Below are 18013 nucleotides of genomic sequence, written 5' to 3' on the forward strand. Positions count from 1 at the left end.
GGCCCCGACGAACATACCGACTGGTCGGATCGCGCGGAAGGCGTCGGAAGCGGCCGGTTCCGCCCACGGAGATCCGTCAGGCGTACGAGCGCAGCCAGCTCACCTTCGTCGCCTCCTGGAACGGGCCGCCGCCCTCGTGGTCGTTGAAGTCGTACACCTCGACCTGCTTGTCGTCGTGCGCCCACGCGTTGAAGGCCGCGAAAACGGTGGACGGCGGGCAGGTCTGGTCCTCCAGGGCCGTCGAGAACAGCGCCGGGGCCCGGCCGCGCGCCGCGAAGTGCACACCGTCGAAGTACGCGAGCGTGTTCAGCGCGTCGGCGGTACGGCCGCGGTGGGTCTTCAGGTAACTGCCGATCTCGCGGTACGGCTGGCGGTCCGTGAGGGTCGCCGCGCGCGGGAAGTCGCACAGGAACGGCACGTCAGGGGCGATCGCGACCAGGTCCGGTACCAGCCCGCCGACCGCGAGCGTGATCCCGCCGCCCTGGCTGGAACCGAGGGCCACCGTGCGCGCGGGGTCGACGAGGGGATGCGAACGGGCCGCCTCCACCGCGCGGACCGCGTCCGTGAACACCCGCCGGTAGTAGTAGTTCTCGGGGGCGTCGATACCGCGGGTCATGAAACCGGGGAACGAGGGCGCGTTGCCCACCGGGTCCGCGGTGCCGCCACCGCCGCCCCAGGCGCTGCCCTGGCCGCGGGTGTCCATGACGAAGTGGGCGCGGCCGGTCGACGCCCACAGCAGATTCTCGTGCGCCAGGCCGCGCCCGCCGCCGTACCCGATGAACTCCACGACCACCGGCAGCGGTTCCGTGGCGCCGGCGGGCAGCCGCAGCCAGCCCTTCACCGGGTGCCCGCCGAATCCGGCGAACGTCACGTCGTACACGTCGACCGTGGACAGCCCCGTGTCCACCGGCTCGAAGCGGGCGTCCAGGTCGTGCTCGCGGGCCTCCTGGAGGGTCTTGGACCAGAAGGCGTCGAAGTCCTCGGGCTCGACGGACGCACTGCGGTACTCCTGGAGTTCGTCCAGGGGGAGGTCGAACTGGGCCATGCCGGACCGCCTTTGTGGGTAACGGGCAAGCGCTTGCTATTGATCACACCGTACGTGGGAGGCCGACGCCCCGCCAGGCCTTATGCCCCGGCCGGGGCCCGCGGACCCCTACGATGACGCCCATGCCGACTGCCGTGGAACTGCTGGTCAGGGACGCCCAACTGCTCGTCGTGGACGGCGGGCGCGAGATTCCCGGCGGGTGGGTGTCCGTCGACGGCGGGCGTGTCACCGCAGTGGGCACCGCCGGGACCGAGCCCGAGGCCCTGCGGACCCTGTCGGCGGCCGGGCGGCTTGTCACCCCGGGCCTGATCAACACGCACCACCACATCTACCAGAACCTCACGCGCTCCTACGCGCCCGCCGTCAACGGCACGTTGTTCGACTGGCTGACCACGCTCTACCCGCTGTGGGCCGCGCTCGACGAGGAGGCCGCGTACGTCTCCGCGTACGTCGGCATGGCCGAACTCCTCATGGGCGGCTGCACCACGTCCTCCGACCACCTGTACGTCCATCCGCGCCCGGGACTCGTCGACGCCGAGATCCGCGCCGCCCGCGACATCGGCTTCCGCTTCCACGCCACCCGCGGCTCCATGACCCGGTCCGTGGAGGACGGCGGTCTGCCGCCCCGGAGCGTCACACAGACCGAGGACGAGGTCCTCGCCGACAGTGAGCGGCTCATCAAGGCCCACCACGACCCGCGGCCGGGCGCGCTGATCCGGGTCGCGCTCGCGCCCTGCTCGCCGTTCTCGGTGACCAAGGAGCTGATGACGGCGACGGCGGAACTCGCCGAGCGGCACGACGTACGCCTGCACACGCACCTCGCGGAGGACCACGACGAGGACACGTACTGCCTGGAGACGTACGGCTGCCGGCCCGTCGAGTACTTCGAGGAGGCCGGGTGGATGAGCGACCGCACCTGGGTCGCGCACTGCATCTATCCCAACGACGACGAACTGCGCCGGCTGGCTGCCGCGGGCGTCGGCGTCGCGCACTGCCCCAGCTCCAACATGCTCATCGGCGGCGGCACCGCCCGTGTGAAGGAGATGCGCGAACTGGGGCTGCCCGTCGGCATCGGCTGCGACGGTTCCGCCTCGACCGACCACGCCTCGCTCTGGATGGAGACCCGGGGCGCCCTGCTCCTGGGCCGCTACCGGGGCGGCCCCGGTGCGATGACCGCGCGCGACGCCCTAGACATCGCCACCCGGGGCTCGGCGCGCTGTCTGGGCCGCGCCGACGAGATCGGGCATCTACGGCCCGGCGCCTGCGCCGACCTGGTCGTCTGGGACCTGCACGAGGTCGCGCTCGCCGGTGCGCTCAGCGACCCGGTGGAGGCGTGGCTGCGCTGTGGCCCGGCCCGCGCGTGGACGACGGTCGTCGCCGGGCGCGTCCTGGTCGACCGGGGCGAACCCGTCCTGCCGGGCCTGCGGGACGCGCTCACCGACCACGCCCGGATCGCCCGCCGGATGCAGGAGAGGGTGTAGCAACAGGCCCCGCGCGTACGGCAGTTCGGGCGAGGCGGCCTCGGTCCGCGGCGATACCGGCACGGGCCTGCCGTATCAGCCGAAGCGTTCGATCCTGATCCGGTCCACAGGCTGGCCCGCCGCCACCAGCAGCCGCGAGGCGTGCTCGGCGAACGCGTTGGAACCGCACACATACGCCTCCCAGCCGCCCGGGGGCCGCTCGGTGTCCGTCAGCAGCGGCGCCACCTGGGAGGCCGTCAGCCGCCCGACCGGCACACCCTCGGGCGCGCGGCGCGTGAAGACGGGCGTGGTCTCGGCCCCGTACTCCCGCGCGTAGATCAGTTCCTCGGGGCCGCGCGCCGACACCAGCAGCCGCAACGGCACGGACAGGTCCCGCGCCCGGTGGTGCCGGACCATCGACATCAGCGGTACGACCCCGGAGCCGGCGCCGATCAGCAGCGCGGGCCGGTCGCCCGGCCAGGCGAAGAAGCCGCTGAGCGGGCCGCGCACCTCGACCTCGTCGCCGGGCTTCGCCACCGTGTGGAACCAGCCGGAGACCTCGCCGCCCTCGACATGGTCCAGGGTCAGTTCGATGTGCCCGGCGTCGTCCGGGGGTGAGGCGATCGAGTAGTGGCGCTGGGCCGCGTAACCGTCGTCGGCTGTGAGCCGCAGCATCAGGTGCTGGCCGGGCAGATGACCCGCCCAGCCCGGCACCGCGAACCGGAACGTGGACGCCTGGGGCGTCTCCCGCCGGATCTCGGTGAGGGTGGCCGTCTGCCAGAGGGCCGCCGCGCGGTTGCTGACGGCGATCCGGCCGGGCACGGCGAACCGGGTCGGCGGGACGAAGCCCTCGGTCACCGGGGCGTCGAAGGTCTCAGTCACCGGAGTACCTCTGCTCCTCCCACGGATTCCCGCGCGCGTGGTAGCCGTTCTGCTCCCAGAACCCCGGCTCGTCGTGGTCGAGGAGACGCAGCCCCGCGATCCACTTGGCGCTTTTCCAGAAGTACAGGTGCGGCACCAGCAGCCGCGCCGGGCCGCCGTGTTCGGCGGACAGCGGCCGGCCCTCGTACTCCCAGGCGATCCATGCCCGTCCGCCGGTGAGGTCGGCGAGCGGGAGGTTGGTGGTGTACCCGGTGTGCGCATAGGCGACGGCGTGCGTCGCGGACGCGTCGGGCCCTGCCGCGTCGAGGAACGCGTCCAGCGACACGCCCCCGAACCGCACCCCGAACTTCGACCAGCTCGTCACACAGTGGATGTCACCCTCGTACGCCGACGCGGGCAGCGCGTGGGCCTCGGCCCAGTCCCAGGTGCGCGGCTCGGCCACCAGCCCGTCGATCCGGAAGGACCAGTCCGCGGGCGTCAGATCGGGGGTGACCTCGGCGGACAGGACGGGCCAGTCGTCGCCCGCGTCGTACTGGCCGGGCGGCAACCCGGCGTTCTGGACACGCGGGCGTCCGGTGAAGCCTCGGGTGACGTTCATGGGGTGGGCGCCTCACGGTCAGGCCTGGTCAGTGCGTACACCTGCACCACCGTACGGGGTCGCCGGGCATGCCCCGGACCGTGGGCCTCCGGTGATCATTGCGGCCGTATGAACTCTCCTGCGAGTCTCCGGCGCCCCGGGAATAGCGTTCCGGCGACTTACCTTGCCTTGAGTACCGGTTGATCCGGTGCGAGCGAAGGAGAGTGGGACCAGATGCCCAAGGCGTACGTCTTCACGCGGTTCGGCGGTCCGGAGACCGAGGCGTTCGTCGACGTGGACCGGCCGCACCCCGGTCCCGGGCAGCTGCTCGTGGCGGTGCGCGCGGCGGGCGTGAACCCGGTCGACTGGAAGCAGCGCACCGGCTACGCCCGCGCGGGCGGTGCGGCGCGCGAGCTGCCCGCGGTCTTCGGCAACGAGGTCGCCGGGGTCGTCGAGGAGACCGGCGAAGGTGTCACCGGCTTCGCCGTCGGGGACGCGGTCCTCGGCAACCCGGTCGCCGGCGGCTACGCCGAGTACGCGCTGCTGCCCGTCACGGTGACCGCGCACAAGCCCGCCGGGCTCTCCTTCACGGACGCGGCGGCCCTGCCCGTCGCGGCGGCGACCGCGTACGACGGCGTCGACCAGCTCGCCCTGCCCGCGGGCGCGACCCTGCTGGTCACCGGCGCGGGCGGCGGAGTCGGCGCCGCGGTCCTCCAGATCGCCCGGACCCGGGGGCTGCGCGTCGTCGGGGTCGCGAGCGACGGCAAGAAGGGCTTCGTCGAGTCACTGGGCGCGGTCCACGTGCCGTCCGGCCCCGACCTGGCCGCACGGGTGCGAACGGCGGCCCCGGACGGCATCGACGGCGTCTACGACCTGGTCGGCGGCGAAGTGATCGCCGAGGCCGCGACCCTGCTGACCGACCGCGCGAAGCTGATCACGGCCGGCACGACGCAGGAGGCCGCGGAACGCCTGGGCGGCGCCCGCGTCGTCCGCGCCCGCAATGCCGCCGTCCTCGAAGCGGTCGCGGACCTCGTCGTACGCGGCGACCTGACCCCCCACGTGACCCGCACCTTCCCGCTCGACCGGGCCGCCGAGGCCCTGCGCACGGTCGAGGAGGGTCACGCGCGCGGCAAGACGGTCATCGTGGTCGGGGCGCCGGCGGATACCGGGGCCGCCGTATGAGCACGCCACACCCGCTCGACCGTCCCGCGCTCGCCGCCCTCACCGGCCCGCACGCCCACTTCGCCGAATGGCGGGGCCGGATCGTGCGTTACCCCGTCGACGTCACGCCCTGGCTGGCGCTGCCCGCCGAGCTGGACGACCGCGACTGGGCGGACCTCGCGGCGCTCGCCGGGCCGGGGGCGGACGTCCCGCTGCTCGGCTTCCAGGGGCACGTCCCGGACGGCTGGGACATCACGTTCCACGCGGAGGGCGTGCAGTTGGTGGACGACGGACTGGCCGCCGCCCCGGACCCGGAGGCCGTGGAGCTGGGTCCGGCCGACGTGCCCGAGATGCTGGACCTGGTCGCCCGTACCAGGCCCGGCCCCTTCCTGCCCCGCACCATCGAGCTCGGTACCTACCTCGGTATCCGCCGGGGCGGCGCGCTCGTCGCGATGGCGGGGGAGCGGCTGCATCCGCCGGGCTGGACGGAGATCAGCGCGGTGTGCACCGCCCCCGAGGCCCGCGGTGAGGGCCTCGGCACCCGGCTGGTCCTCGCCGTCGCCCACGGCATCCGCACCCGCGGCGAGATCCCGTTCCTGCACGCGGCCGCCGGCAACACCAACGCCATCCGGCTGTACGAGTCGCTGGGCTTCCGGCTGCGTCGCAGAACCGCGTTCATGGGCGCCCGGGTGCCCGAACGCCTGGGCGGCGAGCGGGAGTTGGCGGTTCCGTAGCGAGGTGTCGGGGTGCAGGAGAGCGTGGGCCCAACTGTTCGGGTAGTGTTGCCGTCCGGCTGCGGAACGTCCCAGCCACACATCACCTGGGAGGTGGGACCCATTACCGCTGTGTCAGGTCGGGTGCTCTCACCTCAAGGCAGCGAGTCGCTCCGCGGGAGGTGCCGCGAGGGGTTGTCGGTTCGCTGCGGCGGTGTCGTGGCTGGTCGCGCAGTTCCCCGCGCCCTTTTGGGTGCGGACGCTGCCGGGCTCGCTTAGGCGACCGCGAGAGCGCCCTTCGGCTTCCGAAAGGCTCTCGGCTCCCATGCCCTCCAGTTTCCCCAGCTCCTCCGGTTCTTCTTCGCTTTCTTCTTCGCCCAGCTCCTCCCCGGTCTCCGTGGCCGCCGCCCTGCGCGCGGCCGGCTGTGTCTTCGCCGAGGAGGAGGCACGGCTGATACTTTCCGCCGCCCGCACCCCGGACGAGCTGACCGCCATGGTCGGCCGCCGTGCCTCGGGCCTGCCGCTCGAACACGTCCTCGGCTGGGCCGAGTTCAGGGGTCTGCGCATCTCCGTCGAGCCGGGCGTCTTCGTGCCGCGCCGGCGTACCGAGTTCCTCGTCGAACAGGCCCTCGCCCAGGCCCCGGACGCGTCCGTCGTCGTGGACCTGTGCTGCGGCTCGGGCGCGGTGGGCGCCGCGCTGGCCGCCGTACTCACCGGAGCCGAACTGCACGCCGCCGACATCGACCCCGGTGCCGTGCGCTGCGCCCGCCGCAATGTCGCCGCGTACGGCGGCCACGCCCACGAGGGCGACCTGTTCGAGGCCCTGCCCGGCGGTCTGCGCGGCCGTGTCGGCATCCTCGCCGCCAATGTGCCCTACGTTCCCACCGAGGAGGTCGGCCTGCTGCCCCCGGAGGCACGCGACCACGAACCGCTGGTCGCCCTGGACGGCGGCGGCGACGGCCTGGACGTGCTGCGCCGGGTCGCCGCGGGGGCGGCACAGTGGCTGGCCCCCGGCGGCTGCCTCCTGGTCGAGACGAGTGAACGCCAGGCGCCGTCGGCCGTCACGGCCTTCGAGTCCGGCGGCCTGGTCGCCCGACTCGCGATGTCCGACGAGCTGTACGCGCATGTGGTGGTCGGAGTCCGCCCGTAGAACGGCCGGTGGCCGTCCGCGCGAGGATCTCGCAAGGACGGCCACCGGCCGGGTGGGGCACGCGTCAGAGCCGGTGCGGCTTCGCGCGCCGGCGCAGTACCCAGACCGCGGCCACGACGCCGCACGCCACCAGGGCGCCGCCCGCCGCGAAGGTGACGGTGCCGTAGTCCTCGGCGGCGCCGCCGAGACCGCCCATGACACCCAGGGTGGGGGAGGCCGTGGCGGAGATGGCGGGCGTCGAGGCGGCGCTGACGATGACGGCCTGGGAACCGGCGGTGTCACCGTTCGCGCACCGCACGGTGACGGTGTACGTGCCGGTGCTGACGTTCGACCAGACGGCGGACTGGCTGGCGCTCGTACCGGAGAGCGTCACCACGCGCCCGTCGGCGAAGGACCGCTGACTGCTGTTGAGGAGCGAGGCGCTGCCGTAGCCGCTGCCGCTGCTGGTGGGGCACGAGGTGGTGGTCACCGAGACCGTGGACCCGCTGGTGCTCACGGAGATCCCGACCGCCGAAGCGTTCGGGGCGGTGAGTGCGAGGGCAAGCACGGCGGCGGCTGCCACGGTCAGGCCGGATCGGAGGAGGAGCGGAGTGGTTCGCATGTGGACTGCCCTTCGGCTGCACGGTTGGCGGTACGTCCCATGCGCCGCCGAGGGTCGGGGATCGCCCGTGCTGCCTCGGGGCCAGCCAACGTGCCCTGGCCCCGGCCCGCATCCGGACGGCGACCGGGCAGGTGACGGATTCGTTCGTACGGCGGACAGCTGATGGGCTGTCAAGGCGCTCTACGGCTTCGTCACGGCCGTCCGCTCCGCCGAGAACCCGCCCCACGTCCCGTCCGGCAGCCGGGCCCTGATCCGCACCCGGTACGCGACCCCGGCGTCCCGGCCCGCATAGAAGCTGTACGACGCCCGCTCGCGCGGCACGGCCCCGCCCCACTGGAGGGAGGTGGCCGGACGTCCGTCGAGATGGATCTCGTACTCCGTGATCACTCCGTCCGCGCGCAGCGGGATCCAGGACAGGTCGAGGTAGTACGCCCCGTCGGCGCGGCGGGCTTCCGCACGGAAGCCCGTGGGGGCGGTGGCGCGGGCGTCGTCGGTGCCCGGCGCGGTGGTGAGCCGTACGGTGTCGCCGGCGGGGGAGACGTTGTCGGCGGCGTCGCGGGCGCGGACGGAGAAGGAGTAGCGGGTGCCCGGCCGCAGCCCGGTGACCACGGTCGCCGTCCGGTCGCCGCCCACACTGTGGATCTTCGACGAGCCCTGGTGGATGTCGTACGAGACCACACCCCGGTCGTCCGTCGACGCGCCCCAGGACAACCGGACCGACCGGCTGCCGACGGGCTCGCCCCGCGCGGAGCCGGGGCGGGTCGGGGGAGCGGCGTCCGTGGCGGACGCCGCCGGGGTCGTCGCGCGGACGCGCCCGCTGCGCGGCCCGGAGCGGCCCTCGCTGTTCCGCGCCCGCACGGTGAAGACGTACGCGGTGGCCGGCGTGAGCCCGACGACATCCACCATGTGCTCGGACCCGGGCACCTCCCTGACCTTCACCGCGCCGCGATACACCTCGTACACGGCGATCCCGGTACCGTCCGGCGCTCGGTTCCACATCACGTGCACGCTCGTCGCACTCCCTGCGGCGGCGGTGACCCCCGCCGGGGCGCCGGGCAGCCTGCCCTCCGTGCCGCCCCCACCCCCGTCACCGGTCCAGGCGCAGGAGGCGGTGAGCAGCAGTGCGCCGCAGGCGGCCATGACGTACCGGGCGACGCGTCGCACAGAGCTGCCCCCTTTGCCGTCCCTCCCGCACGGTATTGGTCCGGACCAATATGGACCCGGTGGTGCGAGCACATCAAGAGGGGTGCGGTTGCTCCGCGCTCGCGGCGGATTACGTATGCTGGCTTCACCAAGGCTGAACTCGCCCTGCTGGCAGGGCAGTTCATGTCAGTGCGCGGACCGCTGTCGTCGCTGTTCCCGCGCCGGACGGGCGGCCGGGCGGCCGGAGCCGACACGGACTCAGGCGCCCGGCCCCTGTCGGGAGTTCGGGCCATGCACCGTACGGCCCCCTAACGGTGGACGCGTGATCGGACCGGCACCAGATTGGACCGAGTGTCCGTCAGATCCCCCAGGAGAGGGCCCCTATCGTGCGTGTCCAGACGCTGACGCTCGCGGCGGCCGGCGCCGCCCTGCTCGCCCCGACCACACTGCCCGCCGTCCACCCGAACGAGCCGGTGCGGTACGAGGGCAGCGTCCGGGCCGCCGACCTGCTGGCCAAAGTGCGTGACTGCGCGCCCGTGTCCAACGGCCACTACCGCAGCGACAGCGGGACCCGCGCGGACATTCCCGTCTGCGGCACCCAGGACGCCGTCTTCTGGAAAGCCGACATGGACATCGACTGCGACGGCCAACCAGGCCCGCGCTGCAACGCCCGCACCGACCCGTACTTCGCCGACACCACCGCCTACCAGCAGTCCGACGGCCGCTATCTGGACGCCGAACGCCTGCCGTTCATCGTCGTCCCGGCCGCCAGCAGCATCTGGGACTACCGCGACCACGGCATCCGGGGCGGCTCGGTCGCGGCCGTCGTCTACAAGGACCGGGTGCAGTACGCGGTCGTCGGCGACACCGGCCCGCGCGACATCATCGGCGAGGCGTCCTACGCCACCGCCGATGCGCTGGGCATCAACCCCGACCCGCACGGCGGCGGAACGGCCTCCGGGGTCACGTACATCGTCTTCAAGGACTCCAGGGTGTCGCCGATCGAGGACCACGCGGCGGCGGTGGAGACGGGGGAACGACTGGCCAAGGCGTTCGTCGGCCAGGACGTCGAGAGTGTGGAGTACACCGAGGGCGACGAAGTCGTGGACGGCGGCTGAGCCGACCTGGGGGAGGGTGGGACGGAGAGCGTTCCCCGCCGTCCCACCCTCCCACGCTGCTTCCTCCTCACACCTTCCGGTACGTGTACGCCTCCGCGGCCGCCGCCTCCACCGCCGCGAGGTCGGCTCCCGTCGACGCCGTGACGACCGCGGCCACCGCTCCCTCGACGAACGGGGCGTCCACCAGGCGGGTGCCGTCCGGGAGTTCGTCGCCCTCCGCGAGGAGCGCCTTCACCGTGAGGACCGCGCTGCCCAGGTCCATCAGGACGGCGACCCCGGCGCCCCGGTCCACGGAACGGGCCGCCGCGGTGATCAGTTCGGCGCTCGTGCCGAGCCCGCCGGACTCGGTGCCGCCCGCCGTGGCGACAGGAACCGCCGCGCCGCCGCCCACGAGCCCCCGGGCCAGATCCGCCACCGAGGCGGCCACCGCCGCGCTGTGCGAGACCAGCACGACCCCGACCAGCTTTTCGCCGTTCCCTCCGGTCGTGTCATTCACCGGCCGCCTCCGCGAGCGCCGCGATCAGCAGGGCCGCCGAGGTGGCACCCGGGTCCTGGTGACCGATGCTGCGCTCGCCGAGATAGCTTGCCCTGCCCTTGCGGGCCTGGAGGGGCGTGGTCGCGAGGGCGCCCTGTTCGGCGGCCGTGCGCGCGGCGCCGAACGAGTCACCGAGGGCGTCCACCGCGGGCACCAGGGCGTCGATCATCGTCTTGTCGCCGGGCGCCGCACCACCGAGCGCCATCACCGCGTCCACCCCGGCGCGCAGCGCCTCCGTGAACTGCGCCGCGCTCACCTCGGCGTCCTCGCCGAGCGCCTTGCCGGTGCGGCGCAGCAGCGTTCCGTACAGGGGCCCCGAGGCGCCGCCGACCGTCGAGATGAGCTGACGTCCGGCGAGGACGAGGACGGCACCGGGTGTGTCCGGCGCCTCCTTCTCCACGACGGCCGCCACGGCATTGAAGCCGCGCAGCAGATTGCTGCCGTGGTCGGCGTCCCCGATCGGCGAGTCCAGGGCGGTGAGCCGCTCCGCCTCGCGGCCGACGGACACGGCCGTCGCCGTCATCCAGCGGCGGAAGAAGTCGGCGTCGAACACAGGATCTCCTTGCGTGGTAGGTACGTCGGTCGTTCGCCGGCCCGGGTCCACGGGCCGCTGCCCGCGCCCGGACTCACATGCCCCAGCGCAGCCCCGCCGTCCGCACCGGCGCGTCCCACAGCCGCAGCGTCTCCTCGTCGATCTCGCACAGGGTCACCGAGGCGCCGGCCATGTCGAGCGAGGTGACGTAGTTGCCGACGAGCGTGCGGGCCACCGCGACCCCGCGCGCGGCCAGTACCCGCTGCACCTCGGCGTTGAACCCGTACAGCTCCAACAGGGGTGTCGCGCCCATGCCGTTGACCAGGAGCAGCACGGGGTTGCGCGGGTTCAGGTCCGCCAGAACGGCCTCCACCGCGAAGTCGGCGATCTCACCCGAGGTCATCATCGCCCGCCGCTCCCGGCCCGGTTCGCCGTGGATGCCGACGCCCAGTTCCAGCTCGCCGGGCGGCAGGTCGAAGGTGGGGCTGCCCTTGGCCGGGGTGGTACAGGCGCCGAGTGCGACGCCGAAGCTGCGTGAAGCGTCGTTGACCTGCTGGGCAATGGCGCGCACCTGCTCCAGCGGGCGCCCCTCGTCCGCCGCCGCACCGGCGATCTTCTCCACGAACAGTGTGCCGCCCGTGCCGCGGCGCCCGGCCGTGTAGAGGCTGTCGGTCACGGCCACGTCGTCGTTGACGAGGACCTTCGCGACCTGGATGCCCTCGTCCTCGGCGAGTTCGGCCGCCATGTCGAAGTTGAGGACATCGCCGGTGTAGTTCTTCACGACGAACAACACCCCCTCCCCGCTGTCCACGGCCGCCGCCGCTCGCACCATCTGATCGGGCACGGGAGACGTGAACACCTCACCCGGGCAGGCCGCCGACAGCATCCCCGGCCCCACGAAACCGCCGTGCAGCGGCTCGTGCCCCGACCCACCGCCGGACACGAGGGCCACTTTCCCGGCGACGGGAGCGTCCCGCCGTACGATCACCCGGTTCTCCACGTCGACGATCAGCTCGGGATGGGCCGCCGCCATGCCCCGCAGCGCATCGGCGACCACGGTCTCCGGAACGTTGATGAGCATCTTCACGGGTACCTCCAGGTGAGATTAAAAGAGGAGTCTATGACCTATGTTTTTGCAGGTCAGAGCTAGTTTTGTTCAGTTGTCGATCTTGGCGGTTCGCGCCGGTCGAAGACGGTCTCCGGCGGTACTGATGCTGACTTGATGCCGACTTTGGTGACGGATCGTCAGAAATTGCTGATGTGCAGTTAGGTGGCTCTGGAAGCCGTCTCTCGAAAGTATCAACGCTGAGTTGGTGGGGGGTCACCTGTGCGGACGCTGACGGGAGTGTGAGGGTCGCACGCCAGGCCGTCTTGTGACCCGCTGGCGACAAGGTGTGGGCGGTGGCCCGTGGCTGGTGCGGATCTTGGGATTCAGAACCGGTTCCGTGCGGGCCTGGGTGTCCGATGTTGTTCGCGGCTGCTCGCCGGCCTTCGCCGCCAGGATGCTGGTATCAACTGGGCCCTGTACGCCGACGTGCCGGGTACGGGCCCACCGAGGTGTGGACGAGCCAGCCCGCCGTCGCACCGACTGCGTACCAGAACAGGTCAGGTGGATTGAAGGTGGAACCGACCACGAGGCGGGTGACGGCGCTGCGCTGGGAGAGTTCCGCCGTCATCTCGCTGAGCTGCAGGAACTCGACCCCCCAACTGATGGCCAGTGCGCTTCCGGCGGCCGTCAGGGGCATCACTCGTGGCGCCACCAGAACGACAAGGGCGAGAATCAGGACGGTGTGCAGCGCGTCTCCGCCGTACTTCGCCACGCTTCCCGTGGCCACCGCCCGGAGTCCCAGCCCCGCTCCGACGGTGACCACCGCGGCCACGGCCGCCGCCAGACGGATCCGCGCCGGTTCGACGGAGCGGTCATTGGTTCCGGGGATGAGAGGCACAGGGGAATACTGCCGGGCGTTCGGTGCTCGCGGCGAAGTACACCGCAGCCGCAGGCCGGACAGGAACATCAGGACGTCGCCCATTGGTCAGTACGGGTGCAGGCGGTGGCGAGGCTGTTGGCGTTGGCCGCGCGAAGTGGAGGGCCGGTGATCTGTTCTCCCTTACGCAGTACGAGTGAATGAGCTGATGGTTCGGTTCGGGGCAGGTGCCAGGTCTTTTACGGTTCTGAACGGAACCGGGGGTTGTGGGGGGAGGCCCTGCGGGCGGGAACCGGTGGAAAGGCGCACCTGATGTCGGGGTTGGGGAAGTCGCCGGACGTGCTCAGGGTCCGGGCGGGCTGCTGCCTGCGGACCAGGGCGTGGGCGTGGGCCTGGGGAGCGGTGGGTGCGGCCTGTCTTGTGGGAACAGTGCTGACGTTCGGCATGCCGTGGGCGGCTGGGAGCGGGGCGGCGCGGATGGTGGCTTTCGGGCCGTCCATCGGTTGCTGGGGGTTGGCGGGCTCTTTGGTGGTCCGTGCGCGGGGGGCGAGGGGACGGGTGCGGACGCGTCTGCTGCTGTTGGGGGGTTCGGCGGTAGCCGGCGGTGTGTATCGAGGGGCGGTCACCCTGCTGTCGGCGCAGCCTCCGGGTTCGGGGCGGGACGCGCGATCGTTGCTGGGCTCGGTGGTTGTCACCGGAGTGACGCTGGCAGTTGGTCTGGGGATGGCCGGTCTGGTGGTCGCGGCCGATGCCGGCACAGGCCGGCACGTGTTGCTGCGGCGCGTGCTTGACGGGGTCATCACAGCCGGGGCCGTGTTCATGACGGGATGGGTACTGCTGCGGGGGGCCGGTGACGGCTGGCGGCTGGGGGCGGGGATGATCGGTGTCCTCTGGGTCGCGGAGGTCGTGTTCCTGAGTTTTCTGTTCGCTCTGCGCCGTCTCGTGCGAAGCGACCGGAGAGTCACCTTGTGGGTCGGGATCGTCGGGCTGTCCCTCATGGTGATCGGTGACACGCTGCGATTGTGGACGGTCGGCCCGCACGGCCCTGAGGTGATGTCCTGTCAGCTGGTCGATGCCTGCGTTACCGCGGGACTGCTGGTGGTTGCTGCCGGCCCCTGGGTGCCCGGCGGGGCGAGCGTCCTGGACACTGCTCAGCCTGCGCTGCGATGGGGGATGGAGGGTGCGGCGGCGTTCATTCCCCTGACGGTCTGCACGGTCACGGCGCTGGGATACGTGCTGGCGCCACCTGCCCGAGACCCGGTGCCGCTGTTGGTCGGCGGAACGGCATTGCTGAGCCTCTGGGCACGCCAGAGGTTCCTGCCGAGCGAGAAGACCAGAAACGACGACTGAGCTCTTGTGCGGCTGCCCTGCCTGCCGGGCCGTCGCCCTCGGACTTCCAGCGAGTGGCCGGAGTGCGGGTGTGTTGCCACTGAAGGACACCATCGTCAACGAAGTGGCCTTGGCGGCCGTCGAAGGCCGGTGCCGGCGGCCGGCCTGCGGCTTCGTCAGTGCCGCGGATCTTCCCGTCGGCGGCGTTGAGGACCGGAGGAACCATCCCGGCATCGTCGCGAACGCAGTGAACTGGACACGCTCGCTGTGCAGGTGGCCAAGCAGCTGCAGGAGGTCCAGGCCGAGAGGGAGGAGCTCGTGATCGCCGGGTCCTGAACCGGCCGGCCGAGTAGGACCGGGCCGCGGCGGACGCCGCCGCGGCCGTCGCCCCGACGCCCGCCCGGGAGGGGGCTGACCCGGACGAAGCTTGCCCGCGGCTGAAGAAGCCGAGTCCCACCGGCCGAGTTGGCCCACGAGGAGGACTCGGGGCTGTCGTCGCCGTACTGCCGGTGTCGGGTCATCGGGCGGTGAGGACGTGCGCCCACGGCTCATCGATGTCGGCCAGACCCAGCACGGCGACCACGTTGTCGAGCATTCCGGCGCCGAACCAGCGCCGCACGGCCTCGTCGTCGCCCAGCAGCTGCCGAACGGTGTCAACCTGCTTGGCGTAGCACCGGCGCACGGCCTGCTCCACCAGCGGCTCGCCGACGGCACAGTTCGCGTGCATGAGGAAACGCAGGATGTTCCGGTCCGCGAGGCGCGCGGCGTAGGCGCCGCGCGCCGCGTCCGACGCCGCGTCCGACGCCGCCTCGGGCGCCGGCCCGGCCCCACCCGACGCCGGCGAGTGAGCGACCAGAGTGTCGGTCATGACGACGGACACGTGGTCGACCACCGCCGCGAACAGTGCTTCCTTGTTCGGGTACAGGCGATAGAGATACGGCTGAGAGACGCCGACCCAGTCTGCGATCTCGTGCGTCGTCGTACCGTAGAAACCCTTGTGAGCGAAGCAGTCGACCGCGGCGGCCACGATGGCCCGACGTCGTTCGTCGCTCTTCGTGCTGGTACCGGCGGCAGGCATGGGCGTCAGTCAAACACGGCTCCCCTCAGCCTCCAAAGCCACGCTGCGGTCGGAGTCGGACGGCACGTCGTGGGGCGTGAGCGCCTCGATCGCCACCAGCGGGTTCCAGTAGTCCAGGTAGTGGGTGATGCGCGCGTCGTCATCGGTCCGGACGACGGAGATGCACGTCTGCTCGTACGGCTTGCCGGTCGGCAGTGCCGTGCCCTTCGAGCGGAACTCGGCGATCACCAGACTCGGATCGACCGTCTCGTGGAACACCAGGCCGACGAACTCCACGTCAAAGGTCTCGGGAAAGTTGCTCATGTGCGCGCGCAGTGCGTCTCGCCCCGTCACCCGCTGGGGCACGCCGGCCGGCGCGTACGGGAACTCGAGCACCGCGTCCGGGGCGAACAGCTTCACCCACTCCTCGGTGTGTCCGGCAGCGGTGAGGCGCAGGTGCTCGGCCACGGCGTGCTGGGCAGCGGCGCGGCGGGCGGCGTCGTCTTCCTGGACTGTCATTTTCACTCCCATGTTAGTGGTCGACCTATAACCTACCGCACCGTGACTGCGGGAGTGGGGCTGCTGTCGCTCGGCCTGGCGGGCCGATTAGGCTGCGCGGGCCGTCCGATACTGATCGGTACGGTGACACCGGGACGACGAGAGGGGCCACGCGGCCGTGGGCGAGGAAGCGGAGATCGGTACGGCGAAGGAGGCCGCCGACCATGAGCTCATCCTGGCGTTCGGGCGGCTGCAGGGCGCGGCGAACCGGCTGGAGTACATCCTCGGCCGGGCGCTCGAGGTGGAGTGCGGTATCAGCCATCTGGTCTTCGAGGTGCTGCTGATCCTCGGGCGGGCGGGTGAGCCGGGGTTCTCCATGCGGGGCATCGCGCAGGAGCAGGTCCTGACCACCGGCGGCGCCACCCGGCTGGTGGACCGGATGGAGGCGGCCGGCCTCGTGACGCGTGCGGAGTCCCCCGAGGACCGGCGCGGGAAGCTGGTGCGGTTGACCCCGCTGGGCGAGGAGACGGTCGTACGCGCCGCCCGGGTGCACCTGGCGAACATCAAGCGGTACTTCGTGGAGCCCCTTCCCGCGGCGGACCGTGAGCGGTTCGCGGAGGATCTCCGGATCCTCAGTCACACGGCCCGGGACGTGCTGCCCCGACTTCCCTGATCTGCGGACCGGCGGCAGCGCGGGTCTAATGGCGTTGACTACATTCGCATGTGTCCCAGTTCACACAGGTCGAGAAATATCTGATTAGTCAGCTACTGTTTGATCAGGTGAATCGCTCGCAATCGGCGGGCGTTCTTCTCTGTCGAGGTTTTCGATGAAGCTCGTCTACGTCTTCGACGCCTACTGCGGCTGGTCGCACGGGTTCTCCGGCACCCTGCGCGAGGTTGTCTCCCGCCACCCCGGACTGGCAACCGAGGTGGTCTCCGGCGGCCTGTTCACCGGGCAGCGCCGGGTGCCCATCCGGGAGTTCGGCTACGTCCAGGGCGCGAACGCCCAGATCGCCGAACTGACCGGCGCCGAGTTCGGCGACGCGTACGAGCGGCTGATCGCCGACGGCTCGTTCGTGATGGACTCCGATGCCGCCGCACTCGGCGTCGCGGCCCTGCGCCAGATGGCCCCCGACCGCGCGGCGGAGCTGGCCACAGCCGTGCAGGACGCCTTCTACGTCGACGGACGGAGCCTGTCCGACGCCGCCACCTACCGGACGGTCGCCCAGACGGCCGGGCTCGACGCGGACGCCGTCGTCGCCGCCTTCGAGGCCCCCGGGACGCAGGCCGCGGCCCATGCCGACTTCCGCCGCGCGGCCGAGCTCGGCGTCACCGGATTCCCCACCCTGCTGGCCGTCGACGGTGACTCCGTCACCCCGCTGGCCTACGGACGCGCCACCGCCGACGAGGTCGACGAACGCCTCGCCGCTCACTGATCTTCCCCCGTCCCCACCCCATCCCTCGCGCAAGGAGTCATCGATGAGCACGCTTTCCTTCGAGGTCCTCGACCTGGACTTCCCGGCCGGCAGCAAGAACAAGACCGCCACCCTCGTCACCGGTGAGAACGAGGCGCTGCTGGTCGACGCCGCCTTCACCCGCGCCGACGGCCACCGCCTGGCCGCCGAGATCCTCGACTCGGGCAAGAAGCTGACCACCGTCTTCGTCTCCCACGCGGACCCCGACTTCTACTTCGGTGCCGAAGTGATCGCCGACGCCTTCCCGGACGCCGTCTTCGTCGCCACCCCGATCGTCATCGAGCACATCCAGCACTCCTACGAGGGCAAGCTCAAGGCGTGGGCGGCCCTCGGCCCGAACCTCCCCACCCGCTTGGTCGACCTCCAGCCGCTCACCGGCGACCTCACCCTCGAAGGCCACCGCTTCGAGCTCAAGGGCGGGACGGCAGCCCTTCCCGACCGCCACTACCTGTGGCAGGCCGAGAGCCGTTCCCTCCTCGGCGGTGTCCTGCTCTTCCAGCAGGAGCACGTCTGGGTCGCCGACACCGCCACACCCGAGGACCGCGCCGCCTGGATCGACCTGCTCGACGAAATGGCCGCGCTGCAGCCGGAGCTGGTCGTCCCCGGCCACCGCCTGCCCGGCACGGCGGCCGACGCGTCCGCCATCTCCGCCACCCGCGAGTACCTCCTCACCTTCGAGGAGGAGCTCGGCAAGGCCGCCGACGGCCCCGCGCTGACCGAGGCGCTCGTCAAGCGCTACCCGGACAACGGCATGCTGATCGCCGCCCAGATCGGCGCGAAGGTCGCCAAGGGCGAAATGAAGTGGGGCTGAC

General features: G+C 71.8%; 20 protein-coding genes. 9 read left to right on the forward strand and 11 right to left on the reverse strand.

Annotation, left to right across the window (positions count from 1 at the left end; genetic code table 11):
* Positions 1-76: 76 nt before the first annotated feature.
* On the reverse strand, positions 77-1045 hold the full coding sequence (locus ACH4TV_RS12315; protein WP_398397024.1) for an acetylxylan esterase: 969 nt from the start codon (positions 1043-1045) through the stop codon (positions 77-79).
* 122 nt (positions 1046-1167) lie between these two features.
* Between ACH4TV_RS12315 and ACH4TV_RS12320 the strand changes: the two genes are divergently transcribed.
* Positions 1168-2526 (forward strand): 8-oxoguanine deaminase, encoded by a 1359-nt coding sequence (locus ACH4TV_RS12320; RefSeq protein WP_398397026.1) that lies wholly within the window; start codon positions 1168-1170, stop codon positions 2524-2526.
* A 75-nt stretch (positions 2527-2601) separates the two neighbouring features.
* Here ACH4TV_RS12320 and ACH4TV_RS12325 read toward each other — a convergent pair whose 3' ends face one another.
* Both ACH4TV_RS12325 and ACH4TV_RS12330 read right to left on the reverse strand, forming a co-directional pair.
* Positions 2602-3363, reverse strand: coding sequence for a ferredoxin reductase (locus ACH4TV_RS12325; RefSeq protein WP_398397771.1), 762 nt, complete (start codon positions 3361-3363; stop codon positions 2602-2604).
* A 16-nt stretch (positions 3364-3379) separates the two neighbouring features.
* Complete coding sequence (locus ACH4TV_RS12330; protein ID WP_398397028.1) at positions 3380-3985, reverse strand: sulfite oxidase-like oxidoreductase; 606 nt, start codon at positions 3983-3985, stop codon at positions 3380-3382.
* 213 nt (positions 3986-4198) lie between these two features.
* Here ACH4TV_RS12330 and ACH4TV_RS12335 point away from each other — a divergent pair, with 213 nt between their 5' ends.
* From ACH4TV_RS12335 to ACH4TV_RS12345, 3 genes are all read left to right on the forward strand, one after another.
* A complete protein-coding gene (locus tag ACH4TV_RS12335; RefSeq protein ID WP_398397029.1) occupies positions 4199-5146 on the forward strand; it encodes an NADP-dependent oxidoreductase in 948 nt (315 codons plus the stop codon).
* On the forward strand, positions 5143-5859 hold the full coding sequence (locus tag ACH4TV_RS12340; RefSeq protein WP_398397031.1) for a GNAT family N-acetyltransferase: 717 nt from the start codon (positions 5143-5145) through the stop codon (positions 5857-5859). Before ACH4TV_RS12335 ends, ACH4TV_RS12340 begins: the two co-directional genes overlap by 4 nt.
* A gap of 304 nt (positions 5860-6163) precedes the next feature.
* Entirely contained in the window at positions 6164-6988 is an 825-nt protein-coding gene (locus ACH4TV_RS12345; RefSeq protein ID WP_398397033.1) for a putative protein N(5)-glutamine methyltransferase, read from the forward strand.
* A 64-nt stretch (positions 6989-7052) separates the two neighbouring features.
* Here ACH4TV_RS12345 and ACH4TV_RS12350 read toward each other — a convergent pair whose 3' ends face one another.
* Positions 7053-7589: a hypothetical protein gene (locus ACH4TV_RS12350; protein WP_398397035.1), complete on the reverse strand. Its 537-nt coding sequence runs from the start codon at positions 7587-7589 to the stop codon at positions 7053-7055.
* 180 nt (positions 7590-7769) lie between these two features.
* Positions 7770-8729 carry a fibronectin type III domain-containing protein gene (locus ACH4TV_RS12355; RefSeq protein ID WP_398397773.1) on the reverse strand — a complete coding sequence of 320 codons (960 nt, stop codon included), beginning with the start codon at positions 8727-8729 and terminating at the stop codon, positions 7770-7772.
* Between the two features lie 389 nt (positions 8730-9118).
* Here ACH4TV_RS12355 and ACH4TV_RS12360 point away from each other — a divergent pair, with 389 nt between their 5' ends.
* Positions 9119-9850, forward strand: a complete 732-nt coding sequence (locus tag ACH4TV_RS12360; protein WP_398397037.1) for a glycoside hydrolase family 75 protein — start codon at positions 9119-9121, stop codon at positions 9848-9850.
* 67 nt (positions 9851-9917) lie between these two features.
* Here the strand turns inward: ACH4TV_RS12360 and ACH4TV_RS12365 are convergent, their stop codons facing one another.
* The 4 genes from ACH4TV_RS12365 to ACH4TV_RS12380 all read right to left on the reverse strand — a co-directional run bounded on the left by ACH4TV_RS12365 (position 9918) and on the right by ACH4TV_RS12380 (position 12863).
* Positions 9918-10346, reverse strand: coding sequence for a PTS-dependent dihydroxyacetone kinase phosphotransferase subunit DhaM (locus ACH4TV_RS12365; protein ID WP_398397038.1), 429 nt, complete (start codon positions 10344-10346; stop codon positions 9918-9920).
* Positions 10339-10938: a dihydroxyacetone kinase subunit DhaL gene (gene dhaL / locus ACH4TV_RS12370; protein WP_398397040.1), complete on the reverse strand. Its 600-nt coding sequence runs from the start codon at positions 10936-10938 to the stop codon at positions 10339-10341. Before dhaL ends, ACH4TV_RS12365 begins: the two co-directional genes overlap by 8 nt.
* 73 nt (positions 10939-11011) lie before the next feature.
* Positions 11012-12004: a dihydroxyacetone kinase subunit DhaK gene (dhaK, locus tag ACH4TV_RS12375; protein WP_398397042.1), complete on the reverse strand. Its 993-nt coding sequence runs from the start codon at positions 12002-12004 to the stop codon at positions 11012-11014.
* Positions 12005-12428: 424 nt separating this feature from the next.
* Positions 12429-12863, reverse strand: a complete 435-nt coding sequence (locus ACH4TV_RS12380; RefSeq protein ID WP_398397043.1) for a DUF2809 domain-containing protein — start codon at positions 12861-12863, stop codon at positions 12429-12431.
* A gap of 537 nt (positions 12864-13400) precedes the next feature.
* On the opposite strand from ACH4TV_RS12380, the gene ACH4TV_RS12385 reads away from it, so the two are divergent.
* A complete protein-coding gene (locus ACH4TV_RS12385) occupies positions 13401-14192 on the forward strand; it encodes a hypothetical protein (RefSeq protein WP_398397045.1) in 792 nt (263 codons plus the stop codon).
* A gap of 496 nt (positions 14193-14688) precedes the next feature.
* On the opposite strand, the gene ACH4TV_RS12390 is transcribed toward ACH4TV_RS12385, so the two are convergent.
* Positions 14689-15249 (reverse strand): TetR/AcrR family transcriptional regulator, encoded by a 561-nt coding sequence (locus tag ACH4TV_RS12390; protein WP_398397046.1) that lies wholly within the window; start codon positions 15247-15249, stop codon positions 14689-14691.
* A gap of 9 nt (positions 15250-15258) precedes the next feature.
* The gene (locus ACH4TV_RS12395; protein ID WP_398397048.1) at positions 15259-15747 is read right to left on the reverse strand and encodes a nuclear transport factor 2 family protein; all 489 of its coding nucleotides are present in this window, start codon (positions 15745-15747) and stop codon (positions 15259-15261) included.
* 157 nt (positions 15748-15904) lie between these two features.
* Here ACH4TV_RS12395 and ACH4TV_RS12400 point away from each other — a divergent pair, with 157 nt between their 5' ends.
* The 3 genes from ACH4TV_RS12400 (at position 15905) to ACH4TV_RS12410 (ending at position 18012) form a co-directional block, all read left to right on the forward strand.
* On the forward strand, positions 15905-16399 hold the full coding sequence (locus tag ACH4TV_RS12400) for a MarR family winged helix-turn-helix transcriptional regulator (protein WP_398397050.1): 495 nt from the start codon (positions 15905-15907) through the stop codon (positions 16397-16399).
* A gap of 154 nt (positions 16400-16553) precedes the next feature.
* Complete coding sequence (locus ACH4TV_RS12405) at positions 16554-17162, forward strand: DsbA family protein (RefSeq protein ID WP_398397052.1); 609 nt, start codon at positions 16554-16556, stop codon at positions 17160-17162.
* 43 nt (positions 17163-17205) lie between these two features.
* The gene (locus tag ACH4TV_RS12410) at positions 17206-18012 is read left to right on the forward strand and encodes an MBL fold metallo-hydrolase (protein ID WP_398397054.1); all 807 of its coding nucleotides are present in this window, start codon (positions 17206-17208) and stop codon (positions 18010-18012) included.
* The last annotated feature ends 1 nt before the right edge of the window (position 18013 follow it).

Source organism: Streptomyces sp. NPDC020898 (assembly GCF_044333925.1).
Lineage (GTDB): Bacteria > Actinomycetota > Actinomycetes > Streptomycetales > Streptomycetaceae > Streptomyces.